The 18,138-nt window shown below is 32.8% G+C and carries 21 protein-coding genes and 2 pseudogenes; 12 read left to right on the top strand and 11 right to left on the bottom strand.

All coding sequences use genetic code 11. The annotated features are described in order from the left end of the window. Positions 1–52 precede the first annotated feature (52 nt). Positions 53–223 (bottom strand): annotated as a pseudogene (locus PLX19_RS08105) (site-specific integrase); the annotation flags it as partial. Between PLX19_RS08105 and PLX19_RS08100 the strand changes: the two are divergent. Beyond that, the gene (locus PLX19_RS08100) at positions 186–767 is read left to right on the top strand and encodes an SH3 domain-containing protein (protein ID WP_272188020.1); all 582 of its coding nucleotides are present in this window, start codon (positions 186–188) and stop codon (positions 765–767) included. The pseudogene PLX19_RS08105 and the gene PLX19_RS08100 overlap by 38 nt on opposite strands. A gap of 43 nt (positions 768–810) precedes the next feature. Here PLX19_RS08100 and PLX19_RS08095 read toward each other — a convergent pair whose 3' ends face one another. The 4 genes from PLX19_RS08095 to PLX19_RS08085 form a co-directional block, all read right to left on the bottom strand. Further along, positions 811–1,062: a hypothetical protein gene (locus PLX19_RS08095; RefSeq protein ID WP_272188019.1), complete on the bottom strand. Its 252-nt coding sequence runs from the start codon at positions 1,060–1,062 to the stop codon at positions 811–813. A gap of 22 nt (positions 1,063–1,084) precedes the next feature. Further along, positions 1,085–1,300, bottom strand: a complete 216-nt coding sequence (locus tag PLX19_RS26155; RefSeq protein WP_442869038.1) for a DUF7018 domain-containing (lipo)protein — start codon at positions 1,298–1,300, stop codon at positions 1,085–1,087. Between the two features lie 5 nt (positions 1,301–1,305). Beyond that, positions 1,306–1,476 (bottom strand): helix-turn-helix domain-containing protein, encoded by a 171-nt coding sequence (locus tag PLX19_RS26150; RefSeq protein ID WP_442869037.1) that lies wholly within the window; start codon positions 1,474–1,476, stop codon positions 1,306–1,308. A gap of 568 nt (positions 1,477–2,044) precedes the next feature. After that, complete coding sequence (locus tag PLX19_RS08085; protein ID WP_272188017.1) at positions 2,045–2,200, bottom strand: DUF4021 domain-containing protein; 156 nt, start codon at positions 2,198–2,200, stop codon at positions 2,045–2,047. A 599-nt stretch (positions 2,201–2,799) separates the two neighbouring features. On the opposite strand from PLX19_RS08085, the gene PLX19_RS08080 reads away from it, so the two are divergent. Both PLX19_RS08080 and PLX19_RS08075 read left to right on the top strand, forming a co-directional pair. After that, complete coding sequence (locus PLX19_RS08080; RefSeq protein ID WP_272188016.1) at positions 2,800–2,976, top strand: DUF6877 family protein; 177 nt, start codon at positions 2,800–2,802, stop codon at positions 2,974–2,976. Positions 2,977–2,993: 17 nt separating this feature from the next. Further along, positions 2,994–3,380, top strand: coding sequence for a DUF1492 domain-containing protein (locus PLX19_RS08075; protein ID WP_272188015.1), 387 nt, complete (start codon positions 2,994–2,996; stop codon positions 3,378–3,380). Here PLX19_RS08075 and PLX19_RS08070 read toward each other — a convergent pair. Then, positions 3,367–3,693, bottom strand: coding sequence for a type II toxin-antitoxin system HicB family antitoxin (locus tag PLX19_RS08070; protein ID WP_272188014.1), 327 nt, complete (start codon positions 3,691–3,693; stop codon positions 3,367–3,369). The genes PLX19_RS08075 and PLX19_RS08070 overlap by 14 nt on opposite strands. Before the next feature lie 50 nt (positions 3,694–3,743). Beyond that, entirely contained in the window at positions 3,744–3,962 is a 219-nt protein-coding gene (locus tag PLX19_RS08065; protein WP_272188343.1) for a type II toxin-antitoxin system HicA family toxin, read from the bottom strand. Between the two features lie 600 nt (positions 3,963–4,562). Here PLX19_RS08065 and PLX19_RS08060 point away from each other — a divergent pair. Then, positions 4,563–4,724 carry a hypothetical protein gene (locus tag PLX19_RS08060; RefSeq protein WP_272188013.1) on the top strand — a complete coding sequence of 54 codons (162 nt, stop codon included), beginning with the start codon at positions 4,563–4,565 and terminating at the stop codon, positions 4,722–4,724. A 14-nt stretch (positions 4,725–4,738) separates the two neighbouring features. Here the strand turns inward: PLX19_RS08060 and PLX19_RS08055 are convergent, their stop codons facing one another. From PLX19_RS08055 to PLX19_RS08045, 3 genes and pseudogenes are all read right to left on the bottom strand, one after another. Then, positions 4,739–5,116 (bottom strand): hypothetical protein, encoded by a 378-nt coding sequence (locus PLX19_RS08055; RefSeq protein ID WP_272188011.1) that lies wholly within the window; start codon positions 5,114–5,116, stop codon positions 4,739–4,741. Positions 5,117–5,267: 151 nt separating this feature from the next. Beyond that, complete coding sequence (locus PLX19_RS08050; protein WP_272188010.1) at positions 5,268–5,822, bottom strand: hypothetical protein; 555 nt, start codon at positions 5,820–5,822, stop codon at positions 5,268–5,270. 122 nt (positions 5,823–5,944) lie between these two features. Then, a pseudogene (locus tag PLX19_RS08045) lies at positions 5,945–6,739 on the bottom strand (helix-turn-helix domain-containing protein). A 944-nt stretch (positions 6,740–7,683) separates the two neighbouring features. Here PLX19_RS08045 and PLX19_RS08040 point away from each other — a divergent pair. After that, positions 7,684–7,848, top strand: coding sequence for a hypothetical protein (locus tag PLX19_RS08040; protein ID WP_272188009.1), 165 nt, complete (start codon positions 7,684–7,686; stop codon positions 7,846–7,848). Positions 7,849–8,278: 430 nt separating this feature from the next. On the opposite strand, the gene PLX19_RS08035 is transcribed toward PLX19_RS08040, so the two are convergent. Further along, the gene (locus PLX19_RS08035) at positions 8,279–8,824 is read right to left on the bottom strand and encodes a hypothetical protein (protein ID WP_272188008.1); all 546 of its coding nucleotides are present in this window, start codon (positions 8,822–8,824) and stop codon (positions 8,279–8,281) included. A gap of 1,143 nt (positions 8,825–9,967) precedes the next feature. On the opposite strand from PLX19_RS08035, the gene PLX19_RS08030 reads away from it, so the two are divergent. The 7 genes from PLX19_RS08030 (at position 9,968) to PLX19_RS08000 (ending at position 18,099) form a co-directional block, all read left to right on the top strand. Beyond that, positions 9,968–10,708: a YveK family protein gene (locus PLX19_RS08030; protein WP_272188007.1), complete on the top strand. Its 741-nt coding sequence runs from the start codon at positions 9,968–9,970 to the stop codon at positions 10,706–10,708. Further along, positions 10,657–11,316, top strand: coding sequence for a CpsD/CapB family tyrosine-protein kinase (locus PLX19_RS08025; RefSeq protein ID WP_272188006.1), 660 nt, complete (start codon positions 10,657–10,659; stop codon positions 11,314–11,316). Before PLX19_RS08030 ends, PLX19_RS08025 begins: the two co-directional genes overlap by 52 nt. 649 nt (positions 11,317–11,965) lie before the next feature. Continuing rightward, the gene (locus PLX19_RS08020; RefSeq protein WP_272188005.1) at positions 11,966–13,792 is read left to right on the top strand and encodes a polysaccharide biosynthesis protein; all 1,827 of its coding nucleotides are present in this window, start codon (positions 11,966–11,968) and stop codon (positions 13,790–13,792) included. Positions 13,793–13,849: 57 nt separating this feature from the next. Then, complete coding sequence (locus tag PLX19_RS08015; protein ID WP_272188342.1) at positions 13,850–14,995, top strand: glycosyltransferase family 4 protein; 1,146 nt, start codon at positions 13,850–13,852, stop codon at positions 14,993–14,995. After that, a complete protein-coding gene (locus tag PLX19_RS08010) occupies positions 14,979–16,046 on the top strand; it encodes a glycosyltransferase family 2 protein (protein ID WP_272188004.1) in 1,068 nt (355 codons plus the stop codon). The genes PLX19_RS08015 and PLX19_RS08010 overlap by 17 nt, the downstream gene beginning before the upstream one ends. Before the next feature lie 10 nt (positions 16,047–16,056). Further along, positions 16,057–17,160: a glycosyltransferase family 1 protein gene (locus PLX19_RS08005; RefSeq protein WP_272188003.1), complete on the top strand. Its 1,104-nt coding sequence runs from the start codon at positions 16,057–16,059 to the stop codon at positions 17,158–17,160. A gap of 36 nt (positions 17,161–17,196) precedes the next feature. Next, positions 17,197–18,099: a glycosyltransferase family 2 protein gene (locus PLX19_RS08000; protein WP_272188002.1), complete on the top strand. Its 903-nt coding sequence runs from the start codon at positions 17,197–17,199 to the stop codon at positions 18,097–18,099. Positions 18,100–18,138 lie beyond the last annotated feature (39 nt).

The following is an 18,138-nucleotide window of genomic DNA, read 5'->3' as shown; positions in this document are numbered from 1 at the left end:
GTTGTTTATTAAATAAACTGCCCGATAATTGCCCGGTTTTATTTTAAAAAAATTATTCAAGGACATTTCTCATATATTCCTCGAATTTATTCATTGCTTCCTTATCTAGCTTTTTACTAATGTGTGAATAAACATCAGATGTAATTTGCATACTACCATGACCAAGACGTTCTTGTAAATATTTCATGCTAACGCCATCTTCAAGTTGTAATATTGCATGTGACTTATGGCGATATGCTGACAACGCAACAGATGGATATGTAGAAGGTATCGGCAACTGTGATGTTAATAAACCTATTGGCGATAAGTCACTAGAATGGTTTATAGGATATGATTCTCAACTTGCTCCTCCGCAACAAGAAGTTTTAGGATACCTTACAACAACGGCAGACGTTGCGAATATCAGAAGAGAACCTGATGTGAATTCAGATATTATGCGTCAAGCTATTAAAGGTCAAGGGCATACTTACTATGAATGGCTTTATGATGGTGCTCATTTTTGGTGTAAAGTAAATCTTGATAATTGGATGAGAGATGATGTTTGTAAAACCAATAAGGACGGAAAAAGTAAAGGTGTCGTGTGGGTTAATGCTACTGATGTTAACCTTAGAAAAGGTGCATCCACAGGAGACCCAGTAATTAATAAAATTACAAAGCGTTCCGCTTATGACGTTCATTATCGTTATGAAAATTGGATTTATGTAACAGGTGAAGGCGTTGAAGGTTGGATGTATTTTGATGAGTCATATGTACATTGGATTAGATAAAATAAACGCCGGCTCTTAATTGAGTCGGCTTTTTTACTATGTATTAAACTTTAGCATTCATAAGTAACCCTTTTAATTCTTCTGCAGATAATTTGCTTTCTAACGCTTTACTTAAGTCAAGTATAGAAGTTTTATAATCTACTGCTACTTTTAAACTATCAGTCTTTGATACTTCTTTACTGCTTTCCTCTGACACTTTTATACTATCAGTTTTCTTTTCTTCTGCTTTGTCTGTTCCGCATCCCCCTAATAACATGATTGGTAATGCTAATGTAACCAGTTTCTTTGCTTTCATATTCATATACCCCTTTATGTGATTATTTGACGTTTAATTCTTTCTTTTTATCCCCTATCTTCGTTGTTACCTCTTTTAAGTGTTTGCCTGCTTCAGATATCATGTCTAAAGACTGTTGCATCTTTTCTTGATTTTTCTCATCTACTGACTCTAACTGCATTTTATACGATTCTTGATAAGTCTCTATTACTTTGACTAGTTGTTTTTGCTCTTCAACAAACTCGTCCGGTGGGTTAATTGCTTTTACTTTTTCATAGGGGGACGCCCCTTCTCCTTTTGTTGAAGAGCGTCAATCCCTTGTGTTTCAAATAAATGTTTCCACTTCCACACATTGCTAGAAGTAGGAATATTAAATATTGCGGTGGCTTCTGCGATGGACGATCTCATCTCGTTTATAAATTTAAGTACGTCCATTTTAAACTCAACAGAATAATTTGTATGTGTCTTTTGAAGACCTGCCAATCCATGTCTTTTAAACTTAGCTACCCATTTTTTAACATCGTCATATCTACACAATGCTTTTGAGCTATATCTTTAAAGGATTCTACGCTATTAAGATAAGTGGTAACAGTCGATAACTTGGTTTCTAAAGAGTATTTCGTCATAAAAAAACTGCACCCCAATTGTTAGACACCGTCTAACAATTGGGGTGCAGTTCATTTATAAGTGCCCTTTTTTAAGGAATGTGCATGAAAAAATAAGGTGTGAAAAGAAATGCATTTAGTGAAAGCATAATGTAATTTATGTTTTTCTTATTTAAATGTACGTGAAAACTAAAAAAAGTCGTCCAAATTAAAAAAGGAGCAGCTAGCAAAAGCTAACTGCTTTCTAAAAAGGGTTAAGAGAAAGAAAACTGGACTAGGCTGCTAAAACAGCTTATCTGTAGTATGTGGGGATGGTGAAATATTATACGAAAAAAGCTAACCGCCCACCATTAGAGAATGGACTTAAGGGGTAGCCTTTATGTGATATCTGATATGTATTAGACATTTTGTGAATTATTTTTTTTATGATGATCTTTGTCCTCAATATCAGTTTCAGGCATTCCATATAGTCCGTTCATAGCCTGTTCATCTAAATCGAGACCAAGCACATTATTATTTGTTACATTATGTTTTTCTTTTTTAGAGTTATTCATATATATCACCTCCTATTTTTAGGATGTCTAAAAGTGATATAAACATTCAACGTTTGTTTTATGATAAAAAATTCATTTTGTAGAAAAGGGGAATAAAGGAACATTAGATGATGTATTAATCAGTTTAAAGCGAATGAAAAGAGACGAAGAATTAAAAAAGAGTAGCTAGCGTTCGCTAACTACTTGCTCATGAGGGACTTAGAACGTTTACATCTCATCAAAATGAAAGGAGTTTTACTACCAATTTGTAGTATGTGCAGATGGTGAAATATTATACGAAAAAAGGCAGTCAGCAAAAGCTAACTGCTCACCCTTGGAGAGGGAAAGGTAGGCCAGTTACAAGTACATGGAATAGCCTAACTGTAGCATATGCATATTTTGAAAAGTTATACATAATGTGAGTCAAAGAATTAGTCAATGCTATTGTAATTGTTTATCGACAGTATTCGACACTGAAATAACTGTCAGAAACATAGTAAGTTGGCGTTATTTTTCTTTCTCAATGCAATTTTTGGTCTTGTGGATGGCAAACTGTCTTAAAACGGAAAAAACAAATTTAACGAGGTTGTGGTTTTTGAGTGAAAAGTGAGGTTGAAAGAATGACATATTTGCAACAAATAAATGAAATTGCATCACAATTACCTTTACCAGTTCTGCAAGATATCAATCAACGTGTAGGAGATTGGCTTGCAAGTGGTAGTAATGAAAATGATGAATATATAGGTCAACAATTGAGATATGCTCAGCAAGTTGTGGAAGCTGGTATTTTGAAATAAGTGAGGTGGACCATACAATGCTAGATTGGTTAAAGGATTATCGAGAATTAGAAGATAAAATTATTTACCTAGAAAATAAATTGGAGCGAAGTAAGAAAGAGTTAAAGCGTTGGGTATGGAGAGATTTACAAAATGTACATTTAACCGCCGAATGGGAAAGTGCGAAATTAGAAGATCGTATTGAAGTAATTGAATACGAATTAGCACATAAAATAAATGATATGTATGATTTAAAAGAAATGATTAGTAAATTCAAAGGATTAGATAATAAAATCATTCAAATGAAATATATTGAGGGAATGACATTAGAACAAATAGCATTAGATTTGGATTATAGTCCATATTATATAAAACGTAAGCACGCTGAAATTAGAAAGATAATAAACTTTGTTAATGCATTATAAGTTTACCTTTTGGTAGGTAACCTTTAAGTAATGTACTATCTTTCTTTCTAAGTGGTGGCATCCAAACATCAATTAAAATAGAATATTCGTCTTGTTCTAGTTCTAATTTATTAATTAGTGTTGGTTCGGAAATAGGGTCATTTTTCTTTTCCATTTCAGATAAGTGAAGACCTAAAGCTTCTCTTCCTTGTTGTAAAGCATCTTCTTGTGTATTTGCATGAGAAACACAGCCAGGAAGGTCTGGGAAGTAAATGCCGTATCCATCTGATGCTTTTTCTAAACAGCGGGATAAACATAATAATCTTTTTTTCATAATTTGTTTTTGTAACGATTTTTAATTATACTAGGGAAGTGAGGGGTGGTTTATAACCAACCCACTTGCTTATAGATTGAGCGAAGTGTACCTTTTGGAATATTCTTGCACGGATGTTTCACAGTCACTTTGTCAACCTTGGAAGGATGTTTGAACTGATGGTGGTTGCCTTTAATGTTCGTTAGAAACCATCCCTCCTTTTTTAACTTTTTAATTACTTCCCTACTAGAAATCGTTACTACCTCCTTTGAACTTTCTATAATTATCATAACGCGCATTGGGATGTGTATCAGGAAAAGGATGCTAATTCCTATGCTTTTTTATATATTTTTTTAATAAAATCCAAACTTTAAAGGGTTATATCAAAGCATCTAATACGGGTGCTTTTTTCACATTTTGCAAAGGACGAGCATATACTGCTTGTACACCGTTTAACTTTTGTTAAAAGGAATCTCGTAATCCCGTCTTGCCCAAGGAAGAGCGCTTGCGGAAACAGGTGCTCTTCTTTTTATTATGTGAAAATTACATAGTTATAGAGAAAAGATGGTATAAATGACATGGTTAAGCTTCTTTGTTGGTTATGGTGTAGGTACACTTATTTGTTTAATCATTATGATTCAGTTTCTTAAAGCGAAAGAAGTAGATAAACAGGATACAAGTTTTTAGATTATTGCCTTATTGAATAAATTAAAGCATTCAATAAGGGTGCTTTTTCACATTTTGAGAAGGACGAGCATATACTACTTGTACCTCTTAACTTTCGTTAAAAGGAATCTCGTAATCCAAATTTTCACCCTTGTCCAAAGAAGAGTGCCTGGGGAAACAGGTGCTCTTCTTTTTATTATGCACAAATTACATAGGTGGTGTAGATGATATATATTGAGTTTACAATTCCTGAAGGGTTACTTTGGTTAATTGGATTACCTTGTGGGATAACTGTTGATGTAGCTAATACTCGTAAAGAACCTAATGTAAATGCATCTATCATGCGTCAAGCCACAAAAGGACAAGGGCATACGTATTATGAGTGATCTTATGATGGTGCTCATTTCTGGTATCGAGTAAACACAGAAAATTGGATGCGTGATGATACAGCGAGTATCAATAAAGATAACAAATCAAAAGGTGTCGTGTGGGTAAATGAGTCTTCTAAAATGTCTATTTCATTAACTAACTGTTTGTGTTCTTCTACAAAGCTAGAAGGAGGAGTTAATTCTTTTAACTTTTTACAGTTTTCTTTTAGTAACGCTGAACGTTCCTCTGAAGTATCCTTAGGTTTACCAGACTCCTGCATGAAATGTAGGATAGTAGATACATACTCTTCTGCTTGTTTATCGTCTGCTTTTACTGATTTCGTTTCTTTTACGTCTTTATCGGCTTTTACTTTCACTGATTTATCATCTGACTTTTGTTCTACTTTCACGTTTGCTTTCTTTTCTTCGCTGTCTGCTTTGTCTGCTCCATCCCCCCTAATAACATGATTGGAAGTGCTAAACTTATTAGTTTCATTGCTTTCATATTTCTATTACCCCTTATTAGTTGAATGATTGTATGTATAATTACAAGTTACTCTATTATTTTGTATGTTTTTCCATTTTCTTATCAAGTGCTTTGGCGTAGGCATCTTTGGTTTCCTGATTTAACTTATAAATTGCTTCTCTCCACTGTTCTCCATCTACACCTGACATATGTGGAGAACTTTTTAATACAGCCTCTTGAATCTTCAGTCCATCGTCTTTATCAGCGTCTTTTATTAACTTTGTTCCTTTTCTTGCATCTGTTATCCCTTCTTGTACGAGTTTATGAATGTCTTTGTATTTATCAGGTACTATTATGTTCTCCATACGGTCTAAGGCTTCATCTATATCGTTTGCTGTTTTAAATACATCTTTATATTTCTTAGTATCTTTTGATGCTTCTCCTAGTTTTAACAATATTTCATCCTTCTTGAATTGAAACTCTACCAATTGCTCACAAATATAATATGGATACTGTTTTTCAGATATTACTGTTTTCGAAATTGCTTTACTAGTTTCCTCAGTCTTAGGGATAGAATCTTTATCACCTACCCCACAACCTACTAATAATAGAATAGGTATTGCTAATGATACGAGTTTCGTTGCTTTCATTATGCATTCTCCTTTTAGAAAGTATTGTAATTAATTTGCATATTGTACCATGATGTAAATTAAATAAATAATATGAATTTCCCTCTTACTTTTTGAATTCTAAATGTTTAGCATTTTGGTTTTTATGCTCTCATAAATTCTTTATCAAAATAGAACTTGTCCATTAAATTATTTACAATACCGTTGAAATATGCGAACATACCATTCTTCATCTTTACCCTAGCTTTCACTTTCATAACAAACTCTTTAATAGCTTGTAAGCTGATTGCAAGCTCCTGGTCTTTGCTAAATGCTGTAGCACCTGTTGTATAGTTAACAACTCTATTACACTATCTTACAACCTTCTACAGTTCTTGTATTGTTTTTGATTCATGATAAAAGAATTAGTTAAAGAAACAAAACGTTCTGGTACCCAATGAGGCACAAAATCAGCTTATTTAATATTCTCTTCAGGAGTATTGCTATCCTCATTACTATTATGTATGTTTATATCTTTTATATTTTGTTTTAAGGAAGCAGGTTTTGTTTTAATGGTCGGACACTTCTTCTACAATAGGTTGAATTACAATATCGTTTGCTGTTTGCAGCATATCAGATTTACGTTTCATTTCGGTTTGCTTGATAATGCCTAGGTCAACGAGTTTCTTCATTAAACGTTGTACAGTTTTATAAGATACGTCTAACTTGTCTGCAATCGAATTCTTGCATAGGAAACTAACACCTACATACTTGCAGCTGTGGCGTTTTAAAATTTCAAGTAATGTAATGAGTCTAGATTGTACATCGGAACGTTTAACAGACATACGGATAATGTCTCTATATGCACGAATAGTATTGTTTAGTTCTTCGATTTCTTTGAATGTAGAAAGATTGTGGAAGGATTCTTCACTTGCTATAATATCGATGCGTTTCTTCATTATATTGGCCCCTTTGTATAAATCAAAAATCAACACAGAATGTAAGCAAACCGTTGCTAGGAGCCTCTACGTACTGTAAAATAGTGCGTAAGAGTACAGCAGGTGTTTGCCTATCGTGAATAGGCGGACGGTATATAAAGTGTTGGCGCACGATATATACACACCGTGCTCTTTTATTTTTATTTGAAAAAAAGCCCGGTAATTGCTCGAAGATGCCCGGTTTCTCTTAGTGTATTTCGACTCGTTTTGAGGTATCTAATTTTCGGAGCGGTGATAAATCAATACTTTATATGTATATTGATTTATATTTATGGCTTAGAGTCTGTTCCGTACGCAAGTTCACCAATGGGAACGCGATCAATATATGACTCTTTATTAAGAGTAAGAGGCCTTGATACTACTGGTATCGGGGGCTTTTTTTGTGGATAAAACACTTTTTAATTGTAATGCACTATGAAGGGAATATAATATTTTGTAGATTAAGTCAAAAAAAGAAGCCCCGGGGTATACGGGACTTCTTAGGGTAATCTGTCAAGTAATGGCGTACTTGACTAAGTAAATTTAACATAAATTTTTGAGGAATAATATTGGTAAATGTACCCAAATATAAGTAAATAAGGGGAGCTTAGGTTTTACACAATTTGAATTTTATTAAAATTGTTGTTTGCAGAAGGAAATCAGGATGTTGTTTATCTAATGATTGGCAAAATAATAATCTTGGAAGTATTACTAACGGCTGAAAGTTGCAGATGTTCGTAAGGGTCCATCTACTAATACAAAAGTTATACTTCAAATGCATAGGGGTTCGGGTCATGTTTACCGAGATTGTCACTATGACGGATCTCACCTTTGGTACAAAATCGAGAAAAACAATTGGTTACGTGCCGATGTTTGTAAAATCAACAAAGATGGTAAATCTACGGGTGTAGTTTGGGTAAATGGTATTGACATTAACCTTAGAAAAAGGAGAAAGTATAGGTGAAGTTGTTATCAATATAATTACAAAATGCTCTGCTTATGACGTTCATTATCGTTATGCTAATTGGATTTATATCACTGGTCAATACGTTGAAGGTTGGATGTATTTCGATGAGTCATATGTAAGTTAGTTTAGATAACTAACAAAAAGCCCTGATACTCGATTTAATAGGGCATTAGGGCTTTTTGTTGCTGTTTGAAAAGATAACGGCTTTCTAATCAAACATTTGTTATGACATTACAAATACAAAAGTAGATAAAAACATTACTATATAATAATAACATAATATTAAGGTTGTATATTATGTTATTTTGCATATCGGTAATCTGATATTGTTTTTTTCAATATAGATTAATGGGTATTAATCTATTTATAGTAGATTTTAGGCGGAAAGGTGAGAAGAAGTGAAAAACTAGTTATTCTAGGAATTTGCACGGCATTGATAGGTATTAAAGTTTTTGTGGAAGTGTATTTGTCGGTTTAGATACTTAGAAGATAATTTTCCGCGAGACTTAATGAACAAAGGAAAAAGCCCTCTCATGTGAGAAGAGCTTTTGCTTTTATTTACGCATTTTATTTAATGATTTATCCATTTGTCTTTCATTTGCTAAAGTTGCTGCACTTGTTGGTTTTTCAACACCACGATAGTTATATTTTGAGTTTTGCAAGAAGTCGAATGCAAAATCCTGCATTACTTTTTCTTGTGCATTTTTCTCAACCACTTGAGATTTGAAAATATTTGTAAGCATGTACTCATGATTAGATATGTCTTTAATATAATTTTTATCTTTATATTCTTTAATAATATCATTAAAGAATTTTTCAACTTGATCGTCTGTCGGTTTATAATCATGTGCATATTTACTAATTTCATCGGATTTTTCAGTTGCGTTTTTATCACTTGAAGCAACTTCTTTAATTTTATCGTTCCAGCTAACTGTTTTAGCTGTTTCTTTTGCAGCAGTTTCTTTTGTAGTTGTTTGTTTTGATTCGGTAGATGTTTTCTCTTTTGGATTATCATTAGATCTACCTATAATTGCTGTGATAACAATGATTACAAATATTCCAATCAGAACAAAACACCCAAATTTAAAAAACTTTTTCACTATGTTATCCTCCCTTGAAGTAAATGCGTCATTTAGTATAACATATAAATAGATATATTGTGATGAAGGATTTGTGTATAAAGAAAAAAACGCACAAATGTAGTTTTTTATAGTGTAAATGTGCATTTATAAAGAATATAATTGAATAAAAAAATAGCCACAAAAAATTAGGGAAAATTTTTGAGTCAAAACATTATTCATATTTCATTTTAGTGAATCTAAATTACGTATTTTTTCCTTATTAATTGAAAACATAAACCATCTAAATTGTGGAGTAAATGGCATACTACCTTTGGTAGATAAGTCCCCTTTAACGTATCTACTATTCTACTTCTATTTTCTATCTTCAATCTTTTTAAGTCCTTAATGTATATTCGGAGCTCTTTTATGGATAAAACACTTTTAAAATGTAATGTACTTTGAGGGGGTATAATTTTTGTAAATTAAGTTAAAAAAGAAGTTCCTGGGTATACAGGACTTCTTAGGGTGATCCGTCAAGTGTTGGCGAACTTGACTAAGTAAATGTAAAATAAACTTTTGAAAAGTAATATTGGCAAATACGTCCAAATATAAGTATATAAAGGGGATTTATAAATGGTTACTTTTGGAATAGATAAAATAATTTGTTTAGAAAAATTATAATTTAATAATGAGAAAGTTAACGAGATTATGGCGCAGGATTTGAAAGAACGTTTCTTAATTTACGTGTACCGCTTATTTGGTGTGGTTGACGGCTACTCTAATGACGTAAAGGGATTAGGTCTTGAATGGGGGAAGGGAGTGCAGATTCCTTTTTTCTGCATAGCAGTAATCTATATGTCGGAAAATTAAAATGAATTTATGATAGAGGGTTATTTGGAGATTTCGTAGAAGAATTACTTATGAAAAGAGATTTTATTAATTTCAGAACAATAACATTGAATAGTAATGGAAAAGAAAAAGAATCTGTATAAGAGGAAGAAGTCTATATAGAATATTTATGTTGACTTGTTCTGTATAAAGAACTAAAATTTATTTTAAATAGAACACTTTTGTTATATTAAAGTGGTGGTTTTATGCATAATAAATTGTGCATAAAAATGATTTATGAATGAGTTTGGTTTAAAAGGTCAAATTCATTTATAAAAAATGTAGGGGGAAACCATGGAAAAGGAAATAAATCTTAAAAATTTATTTGCTGTGATAAGAAGACGGAAATGGGTAATTATTGTAGTTACACTAATGATTATGTTAGTGGGAGCAATTAATAGTATCTTCTTAAAAACTCCAGTATACACATCTTCTGCTAGAATACTTATTCAAGCAAATAATGAATCTATGAGTACACTTAAAGTATTAGTAAATGAACCTGTTGTGATGGAGAAAGTTGCTGCAGAATTGAATATTAATAGGCCAGCAAGTGCGTTAAGTGGACAAATAAGCACTGAAAATGTACAAGGTTCGCAAGTTATGAAGATTAATGTGGCTGATCCGGATCCAGTAATGGCTGCTAAAATTGCAAATGTTACAGCAGCTGTTTATAAGAAAGAGGCTGCAAGAATATTAGGTTTTAATAATATTAGCATTTTAACAGAGGCAGCAAAAAATAAATACTCTGTACCAATAAATATAAATCATAGCAAAACGATAATGACTGCCTTCGTTGTTGGTCTGGTATTAAGTATTGGTCTTGTTTTCTTATTAGATTCCTTGGACGATACGATTAAGTCAGAACGAGCTATTGAAAAATTATTAGATATTCCTACTTTAGGAAGCATTTCTAAAATGAATGAGAGAAGTATGATAGATAAATACAGTGAAAAGAAATTTATATCACTAGGGGGGGTAGGCAAGTGGTTTTCAAAAACAGAAGAAAAAGAGACGAAAGAAAGGATGAAAGCCTAGTTACTCATACTATGCCAAATTCCAAGATCGCTGAAGAATATCGTACAATTCGTACTAATCTTCAGTTTTCATCTATCAATGGTAAAGATAAAACCATAGTTATTACCTCTCCAAGATTTGGGGAAGGAAAATCAACTATTGCAGCGAATTTGGCTGTTTCCATAGCTCAACAAGGTGAAAAAGTATTAGTGATTGATGCTGATTTACGAAAGCCAACAATTCATGAAATATTCCAGCTTGAAAATACAATTGGGTTAACAAGTGTTTTGAGTGGGGAAAAAGTAATGGAGGGGGCTGTAAAGAAAACGGGAATTGGAAGACTACATGTATTAACAAGTGGTCCAGTTCCACTTAATCCTGCTGATTTGCTTGGTTCGGTGGTAATGGAGAATTTAATTCAAAAAGTTATCGATCAGTATGACATCATATTAATTGACTCTCCTCCGATTTTAGAGGTAGCAGATACAAGTATTTTAGCTGATCAATGTGACGGGACACTATTAGTAGTAAACTATAGCCGTACTATGAATGAGGATGCGATTGAAGCTAAAAGATTACTAAGTTTTACAAAAGGGAAATTAGTAGGAGCTATATTAAACAATAAGTAATAAGTTTTATATATATATAGATATGAATTAAAAAGACAAAAAATCATTCTTTTTTAGGTAGAGGAGAGTATCTGGCCATGCATTGAAGCGGTTGGGACTTTTTTCTACTACAACCTAGTGGAAATTAGAGAGAAAAGCAAGTGCAGGTCACTTTTTTGCATAGTAGAAACTTGTATATTGAAATTTCAAAATGAATTTATATAAGTTGAATGAAATACCTTTTACAAGTCATTCATCGGCAAATTCTATAAAATACAGTATCTTATAAAGGAAATTCGAATGATAATTAGTTGCTCAATTGAGAAGTGTAAAAATGAATTTCAACTAATATATAGGAGTATTCTGTAAATATAAAGATTATTTATTTAACGAGATAATAAGATTTCAAGCTAACTCGTTCTTTATAAAGTACGAAAAGATTCTTAATGAAAGATTAAATATGGTGATGTCTCCTTACCGATATCAATGGAGGTACTCGGCTATACTGTGGGTTGAGATAAACCTTAGATGCTAGTCGTCAAGAGTGTGGTGTGAGGGTGGGTTAAATGCCCAAATTTTATTAAAGGTTTTAACTATGGGTTTTTTGAAAAGATCTCATAGTTAAAAGCTTTAATTTTTTTAAAGTAATGATTAAAAAGGTGGGAAATTTATGACGTACCGGCAAAGGTTGTCGTTATTGCTTTTAATGGATTCACTTATAGTGTTGAGTGCGATTTATTTTAGTTATTTTATTGTAAATGGTAGTATTCGAGTTATTACATTAACATCTGTAATTAGTTCTATAACATTACTCTTTAGTCATCATTTTTTTGCTTTTATTTATAAGTTGTATAAAAAGGCATGGGAATATGCAAGCATAGGGGAATTATTAATTATTTTTAAAGCTATTACACTCTCTGTCGTTACTACAGCTTTGGTACAAAAAGTAGTGATACACGAAGTCTATTTTCGATTACTTGTTATAACTTGGATGATACATATTTTGTTAATTGGGGGGTCCCGTTTTACTTGGCGGATGTTCCGGGATGCGTATTTTAAAAATGATGATACGAAAAAGAAAACTTTAATTATTGGGGCTGGTTCTGCTGGGACAATGGTTGTAAGACAATTGCTACAGAACAATGATACAGAATTATTACCTGTTGCATTTATTGATGATAATGTGAAGAAGCATAATCTTGATATTTTAGGAATTCCAGTCATTGGGGGAGTAAATCAAATTGAGCGTGTTGTTCAAGAACTTAATATTGAGAGTATTATAATTGCGATTCCTTCGCTTAGAAAAAAAAGATTGAACGCTATTTTTAAAGAGTGCTCAAAAACAAAGGCAAAGACGCAAATCCTTCCTATGCTAGAAGATTTAGTAACAGGGAAAGTTTCAGTTAATGAATTCCGAGATGTTCAAGTAGAAGACTTGCTAGGACGTAGTCCGATTGAACTCGATATGAATAGTATTTCTGAATACATCACTGACAAAATCATTTTAGTGACTGGTGCTGGTGGTTCAATTGGTTCAGAGATTTGTAGACAAGTGGCGAAATTTAATCCAAAGCAGTTGGTTTTATTAGGCCATGGTGAAAATAGCATTTACTCCATTGAAATGGAGCTGAGAGAGCTATATGGAAATACGGAGATTACATTTATTCCGGAAATTGCAGATATACAAGATAGTAAGAAAATGATGTCAGTGATGAATAAATACCGTCCACATGTTGTCTATCATGCTGCTGCACATAAACATGTCCCATTAATGGAATATAATCCAGAAGAAGCTGTGAAAAATAACTTGATGGGAACGATGAATGTTGCAAAAGCAGCAAGTTGGCACGATGTCGAGACGTTTGTTATGATTTCTTCTGATAAAGCAGTAAATCCAACAAATGTTATGGGAGCAACGAAAAGGTTGGCTGAAATGATTGTTCAATATACAAATAAAATAAGTCAAACAAAGTTTGTTGCCGTTCGTTTTGGAAATGTATTGGGAAGTAGAGGGAGTGTAATTCCATTATTCAAGAAGCAAATTCAAAAAGGCGGACCAGTTACAGTTACGCATCCAGATATGGTTCGTTACTTTATGACTATTCCAGAAGCATCAAGACTAGTTATACAGGCGGGAGCATTAGCTAAGGGCGGAGAAATTTTCGTATTAGATATGGGAGAACCAGTAAAGATTGTTGATTTGGCAAAAAATTTAATTAAGTTATCAGGAAATTCTGTTGAAGAAATTGGAATAGAATTTACCGGGATGAGACCAGGAGAAAAACTTTTTGAAGAGCTATTAAAAGATGATGAGATGATTGAACAACAAATTTATCCGAGAATTTATGTAGGAAAAGAAACTAATATTTATATAGAAGAAATCGAAAAGATTATCTCTACACACTCTAATTTGGATAAAGAAGAATTACGAAACATATTATTAGACCTGGCTAATAGACATAACGCTTCGAAAGTATTAATGCCAACATTGAATTAGTGATTTGTAGAAGCTGTACTTGAGTCAAAAATATAGTTAAATGGGTGTGTGATTGAATTGCCTAAGAAAGTGTTGTTTTGTGCAACAGTAGATTACCATTTTAAAGCATTTCATTTACCATATATGAAATACTTTGCAGAGCAGGGATGGGAGGTACATGTTGCTGCAAGTGGTAATATGCACCTTCCATATGTACATAAAAAATATGATATTCCTATTCAGAGATCACCTTTTAAACTGCAAAATTTTGAGGCATATAAGGAGCTATCATCAATTATCAATAAAAATAAGTACAGTATTATTCATTGTCATACACCTATGGGAGGAGTTCTTGCCCGTTTAGCTGCAAGAAAAGCAAGAAAACAAGGAACAAAGGTGATTTACACAGCTCATGGATTTCACTTTTGTAAGGGAGCTCCTCTTATAAATTGGCTGGCATATTATCCAATTGAAAGAGGATTAGCTTCTTATACAGATTGTCTCATAACAATCAATACGGAAGATTACAATCTTGCAGTGAAACATCGATTTAAAGCAAATTGCATTGAACATGTTCATGGAATAGGTGTAGATACAGAACAATTTAAATTGGTACAAGAAGAATATAAAAAAGATTTAAAGGTCAAATTTGGTTACAAACCAAATGATTTCCTAATGTTTTATGCTGCTGAATTTAACAAAAATAAAAATCAGCAATTTTTACTTCATTCGGTAGCCTTACTAAGGGACGAAGCACCTAATGCAAAGCTTTTACTCGCGGGAAATGGTCCATTAATGGAAGATTGTAAGAGCTTGGCTATTGAGCTTGGAATTGCCGAGATGGTTCATTTTCTTGGATATCGAACAGATATTGCCTCATTATTACCAATATGTGATGTTGCTGTTGCATCTAGTCTTCGTGAAGGCTTGCCTGTTAACATTATGGAAGCTATGGCTTGCGGTCTTCCAGTTATAGCTACTGATAATAGAGGGCATAGGGAGCTTATAATGGACACAATAAATGGTTATCTTGTATCACCTACAGAGGTAGAGCTTTTTGCCTCACGAATACTAGAGTGTATTCATTCAGGGGCACTGCGTGAAAAGATTGGGATTGAAAATGTAAATAGAATAAAAAAATACTCGATCGACCAAGTAAGTACTGAATTGAATAATATTTATATACCATATATGTTGAGGGATGTAGATGAAACCAAGAATTAGTGTGATAGTTCCTATATATAATGTTGAACAATACTTAAGTAGATGTTTGGATAGTTTATTATCACAAAGTTTTAATGATATAGAAATTATAGCTGTAAATGATGGTTCAACAGACGGAAGTGCAAAAATACTTTATGAATATGCAAAAAAAGATAATCGTATTGTGACGATTGAAAAGGAAAATGGTGGAGTTTCCTCAGCTAGGAATGAGGGGATACGTGTAGCAAAAGGGGAATATATTGGTTTTGTTGATCCAGATGATTGGGTAGATAAAGATATGTATGAGTCAATGTATAAAAGCGCAGTTGATGAAAAAGCTGATATTGTTATGTGTACATATGTTCGAGAGTTTGGTAGTCATTCAAAGATAAAAGAATTTAATCTTCCTGAAAAGGTGTGTTATCACAATAAAGAAGTTCAATTAAAAGTTATGAGACGTTTGATTGGTCCTTTAAATGAAGAAATAGCAACTCCAGAACTTCTTGATGCATGGGGGACAGTGTGGTCAAAGTTATATCGCTTAGATATTCTTAAAGAAAATAATCTTGAATTTGTAGATCTTAGCAAAATAGGGACTAATGAGGATTCGCTTTTTAATATATACGCTTTTTATTATGCGAAAACTTTTGTTTTTATAAATAAACCTTATTATCATTATTGGAGGGTAAACACTACATCAGTTACATCGTCTTATAAGCCTAATTTAATGAATCAGTGGTTTAATCTTTACGGTATAATTGAAACCTTCTTAGATAAAAAAGAAATGGAAAAAGATTTTTATATAGCCTTAAATAATCGCATATGTCTTAGTACATTAGGGCTTGGCTTAAACACAATAAGCAAAGAAAATAAGGGATCTACTTTGATGAAAATCAGTAGGTTACATTCAATATTAAAGGATAAACGCATCAAACAATCCTTTAGGCAATTTGAGATTAAATATTTTTCAATTGCTTGGAGGGTATTTTATTTTTGTGCAAAATTCCGATTCACGCTAGGATTTTATTTTATTTTAGTAGTAATTGATAAACTTAGAAAATTAGTTAGATAGGGGGAGAATATTGGAACCGAATCGTATATTGCAAGTAGTGACAATCATGAATCGTGGCGGGCTTGAAACGATGTTAATGAATTATTATCGAAAGCTTGATCGTAATAAGATACAGTTTGATTTCATGGTACATAGAGATGAAAAAGGGCATTATGATGATGAGATATTGAGTCTTGGTGGAAGAATTTATCGAATGCCGCAAATAAGACCTGGTAATTATCGTTTATATTTCAAATTACTCGATAAATTCTTTCTTGCTCATCCTGAATATAAAGTAGTACATTCTCATATTAACGAAAATAGCAGTTTTGTACTTGGAGCAGCCAAACGTGCGGGTGTTCCTTGTCGTATTGCGCATAGTCATTTAAGCGATTTGGGTATAGATATAAAGCTACCTTTTCGTTTGTATGCGAGATTTTCTATGAAGGATAATCCTACCAAGTATTTTGCATGTTCAAAAAATGCAGGACAATGGTTATTTGGACGAAAGGTATGTGAATCTAAGGAAGTAACTGTTCTGAACAATGCAGTTAATGTAGAAGAGTTTAAATATAATGAAGAAATCAGGAAGCAAATTAGGCAAGAAATAGGTGCAGAAGATAAATTAGTATTAGGACATATCGGAAGATTTAATAAGCAAAAAAATCATGATTTCTTAATTGATGTGTTTAAAGCTGTGCATGATAAGAATCCTAATTCCCTGCTTGTTATGGTAGGGGATGGTCAATTACGATCATTGATAGAAAAGAAGGTGGCCGCCTTAGGTTTATCGTCTCATGTGAGATTCTTAGGGGTTAGAGGAGATATATCGCGCCTTATGCAAGGGTTCGATTTATTTTTGTTTCCTTCGCTTTTTGAAGGGTTACCTGTTGTATTGGTTGAAGCGCAGGCTGCTGGCTTAAAATGTGTTGTATCCGATTCGATAACAGATGAAACGGATGTGTCAGGTCGAATAGAATTTGTAAGCTTAAAGGAAACGCCAGAAGTGTGGGCAAAAAAAATTCTTACTTCATCATATGAACATGAAGATACATCTGATTTATTAAGTAAAAACGGATATAACACTGCTACGATGGCAAAATGGCTAACGGATTATTATTTAATTCATAGTTAAATGTTAAACAAACTTAGATTTCTGGAGGTTTTTTTGATGGGTCCTACTTTAACGGTCTTTACACCAGCATTTAATCGTGCATATACATTACATCTATGTTACGAAAGTTTGAAAAGACAAACTTCTAAAGACTTTATTTGGTTAATCATTGATGATGGATCTACAGATAACACGAAAGAACTTGTGGAAAAGTGGATTTCAGAGGACTTAGTTCCAATTCGTTATCACTATCAAGAAAATCAAGGAATGCACGGGGCTCACAATACAGCTTATGAATTAATTGACACAGAACTAAATGTTTGTATAGACTCTGATGATTATATGGCTGATGATGCTGTGGAGAAAATTCTTTCGTTTTGGGAACAAAACGGAAGTGATCGTTATGCTGGTATAGTTGGCTTGGATGCAAATCAGAATGGAAACATTATCGGAACAAAGATGCCGTCTGATTTAAGGGCATCTAAACTTTCAGACTTATATGTGAAACATAACGTAAAAGGTGATAAAAAACTTGTATATCGATCCGAACTGACACGTAATTCCCCGCCTTATCCAATATTTCCAGGGGAAAAGTATTGTCCACTTAGTTATAAGTATATTGTTATTGATCAAGAATGTCCCTTACTTATTATGAATGAAGTGTTGTGCTTTGTAGAATATTTAGATGATGGGTCAAGTATGAACATTATTAAGCAGTATAAGAAAAACCCACGTGGTTTTTCTTTTTTTAGAAAAATTGCTATGCAATATGCACCTTCATTTAAAGACAGATTTCGAGAGTGTATGCATTATGTGTCTAGTAATTTGATAATAAAAAACTATAGATTTTTAAAAGAGTCACCGTGTAAATGGACTACCTTCCTAGCAACGCCATTCGGCTTGTTACTTTATTGTTATATTATGAAAACAAATAAAGCTACTGTTTTGAAGAGTAAATAAGACAAAGAGAAGTATAAATAAAAAGAATAGGAATGTAGT

The organism is Bacillus sp. BP-3 (assembly GCF_028401955.1).
Classification (GTDB): Bacteria; Bacillota; Bacilli; order Bacillales; family Bacillaceae_G; genus Bacillus_A.
Note: the sequence above shows the minus strand (reverse complement) of the source record. Positions and strands in the feature narration are given on the sequence as shown.

What these genes read in the sequence shown, in the direction of transcription:
- PLX19_RS08100 (WP_272188020.1), top strand. Translation starts at nt 186, where the DNA reads ATGCTAACGCCATCTTCAAGTTGTAATATTGCATGTGACTTATGGCGA.
- PLX19_RS08095 (WP_272188019.1), bottom strand. Translation starts at nt 1,062, where the DNA reads ATGAAAGCAAAGAAACTGGTTACATTAGCATTACCAATCATGTTATTA.
- PLX19_RS26150 (WP_442869037.1), bottom strand. Translation starts at nt 1,476, where the DNA reads ATGGACGTACTTAAATTTATAAACGAGATGAGATCGTCCATCGCAGAA.
- PLX19_RS08085 (WP_272188017.1), bottom strand. Translation starts at nt 2,200, where the DNA reads ATGAATAACTCTAAAAAAGAAAAACATAATGTAACAAATAATAATGTG.
- PLX19_RS08080 (WP_272188016.1), top strand. Translation starts at nt 2,800, where the DNA reads ATGACATATTTGCAACAAATAAATGAAATTGCATCACAATTACCTTTA.
- PLX19_RS08075 (WP_272188015.1), top strand. Translation starts at nt 2,994, where the DNA reads ATGCTAGATTGGTTAAAGGATTATCGAGAATTAGAAGATAAAATTATT.
- PLX19_RS08070 (WP_272188014.1), bottom strand. Translation starts at nt 3,693, where the DNA reads ATGAAAAAAAGATTATTATGTTTATCCCGCTGTTTAGAAAAAGCATCA.
- PLX19_RS08065 (WP_272188343.1), bottom strand. Translation starts at nt 3,962, where the DNA reads ATGATAATTATAGAAAGTTCAAAGGAGGTAGTAACGATTTCTAGTAGG.
- PLX19_RS08060 (WP_272188013.1), top strand. Translation starts at nt 4,563, where the DNA reads ATGATATATATTGAGTTTACAATTCCTGAAGGGTTACTTTGGTTAATT.
- PLX19_RS08050 (WP_272188010.1), bottom strand. Translation starts at nt 5,822, where the DNA reads ATGAAAGCAACGAAACTCGTATCATTAGCAATACCTATTCTATTATTA.
- PLX19_RS08030 (WP_272188007.1), top strand. Translation starts at nt 9,968, where the DNA reads ATGGAAAAGGAAATAAATCTTAAAAATTTATTTGCTGTGATAAGAAGA.
- PLX19_RS08020 (WP_272188005.1), top strand. Translation starts at nt 11,966, where the DNA reads ATGACGTACCGGCAAAGGTTGTCGTTATTGCTTTTAATGGATTCACTT.
- PLX19_RS08010 (WP_272188004.1), top strand. Translation starts at nt 14,979, where the DNA reads ATGAAACCAAGAATTAGTGTGATAGTTCCTATATATAATGTTGAACAA.
- PLX19_RS08000 (WP_272188002.1), top strand. Translation starts at nt 17,197, where the DNA reads ATGGGTCCTACTTTAACGGTCTTTACACCAGCATTTAATCGTGCATAT.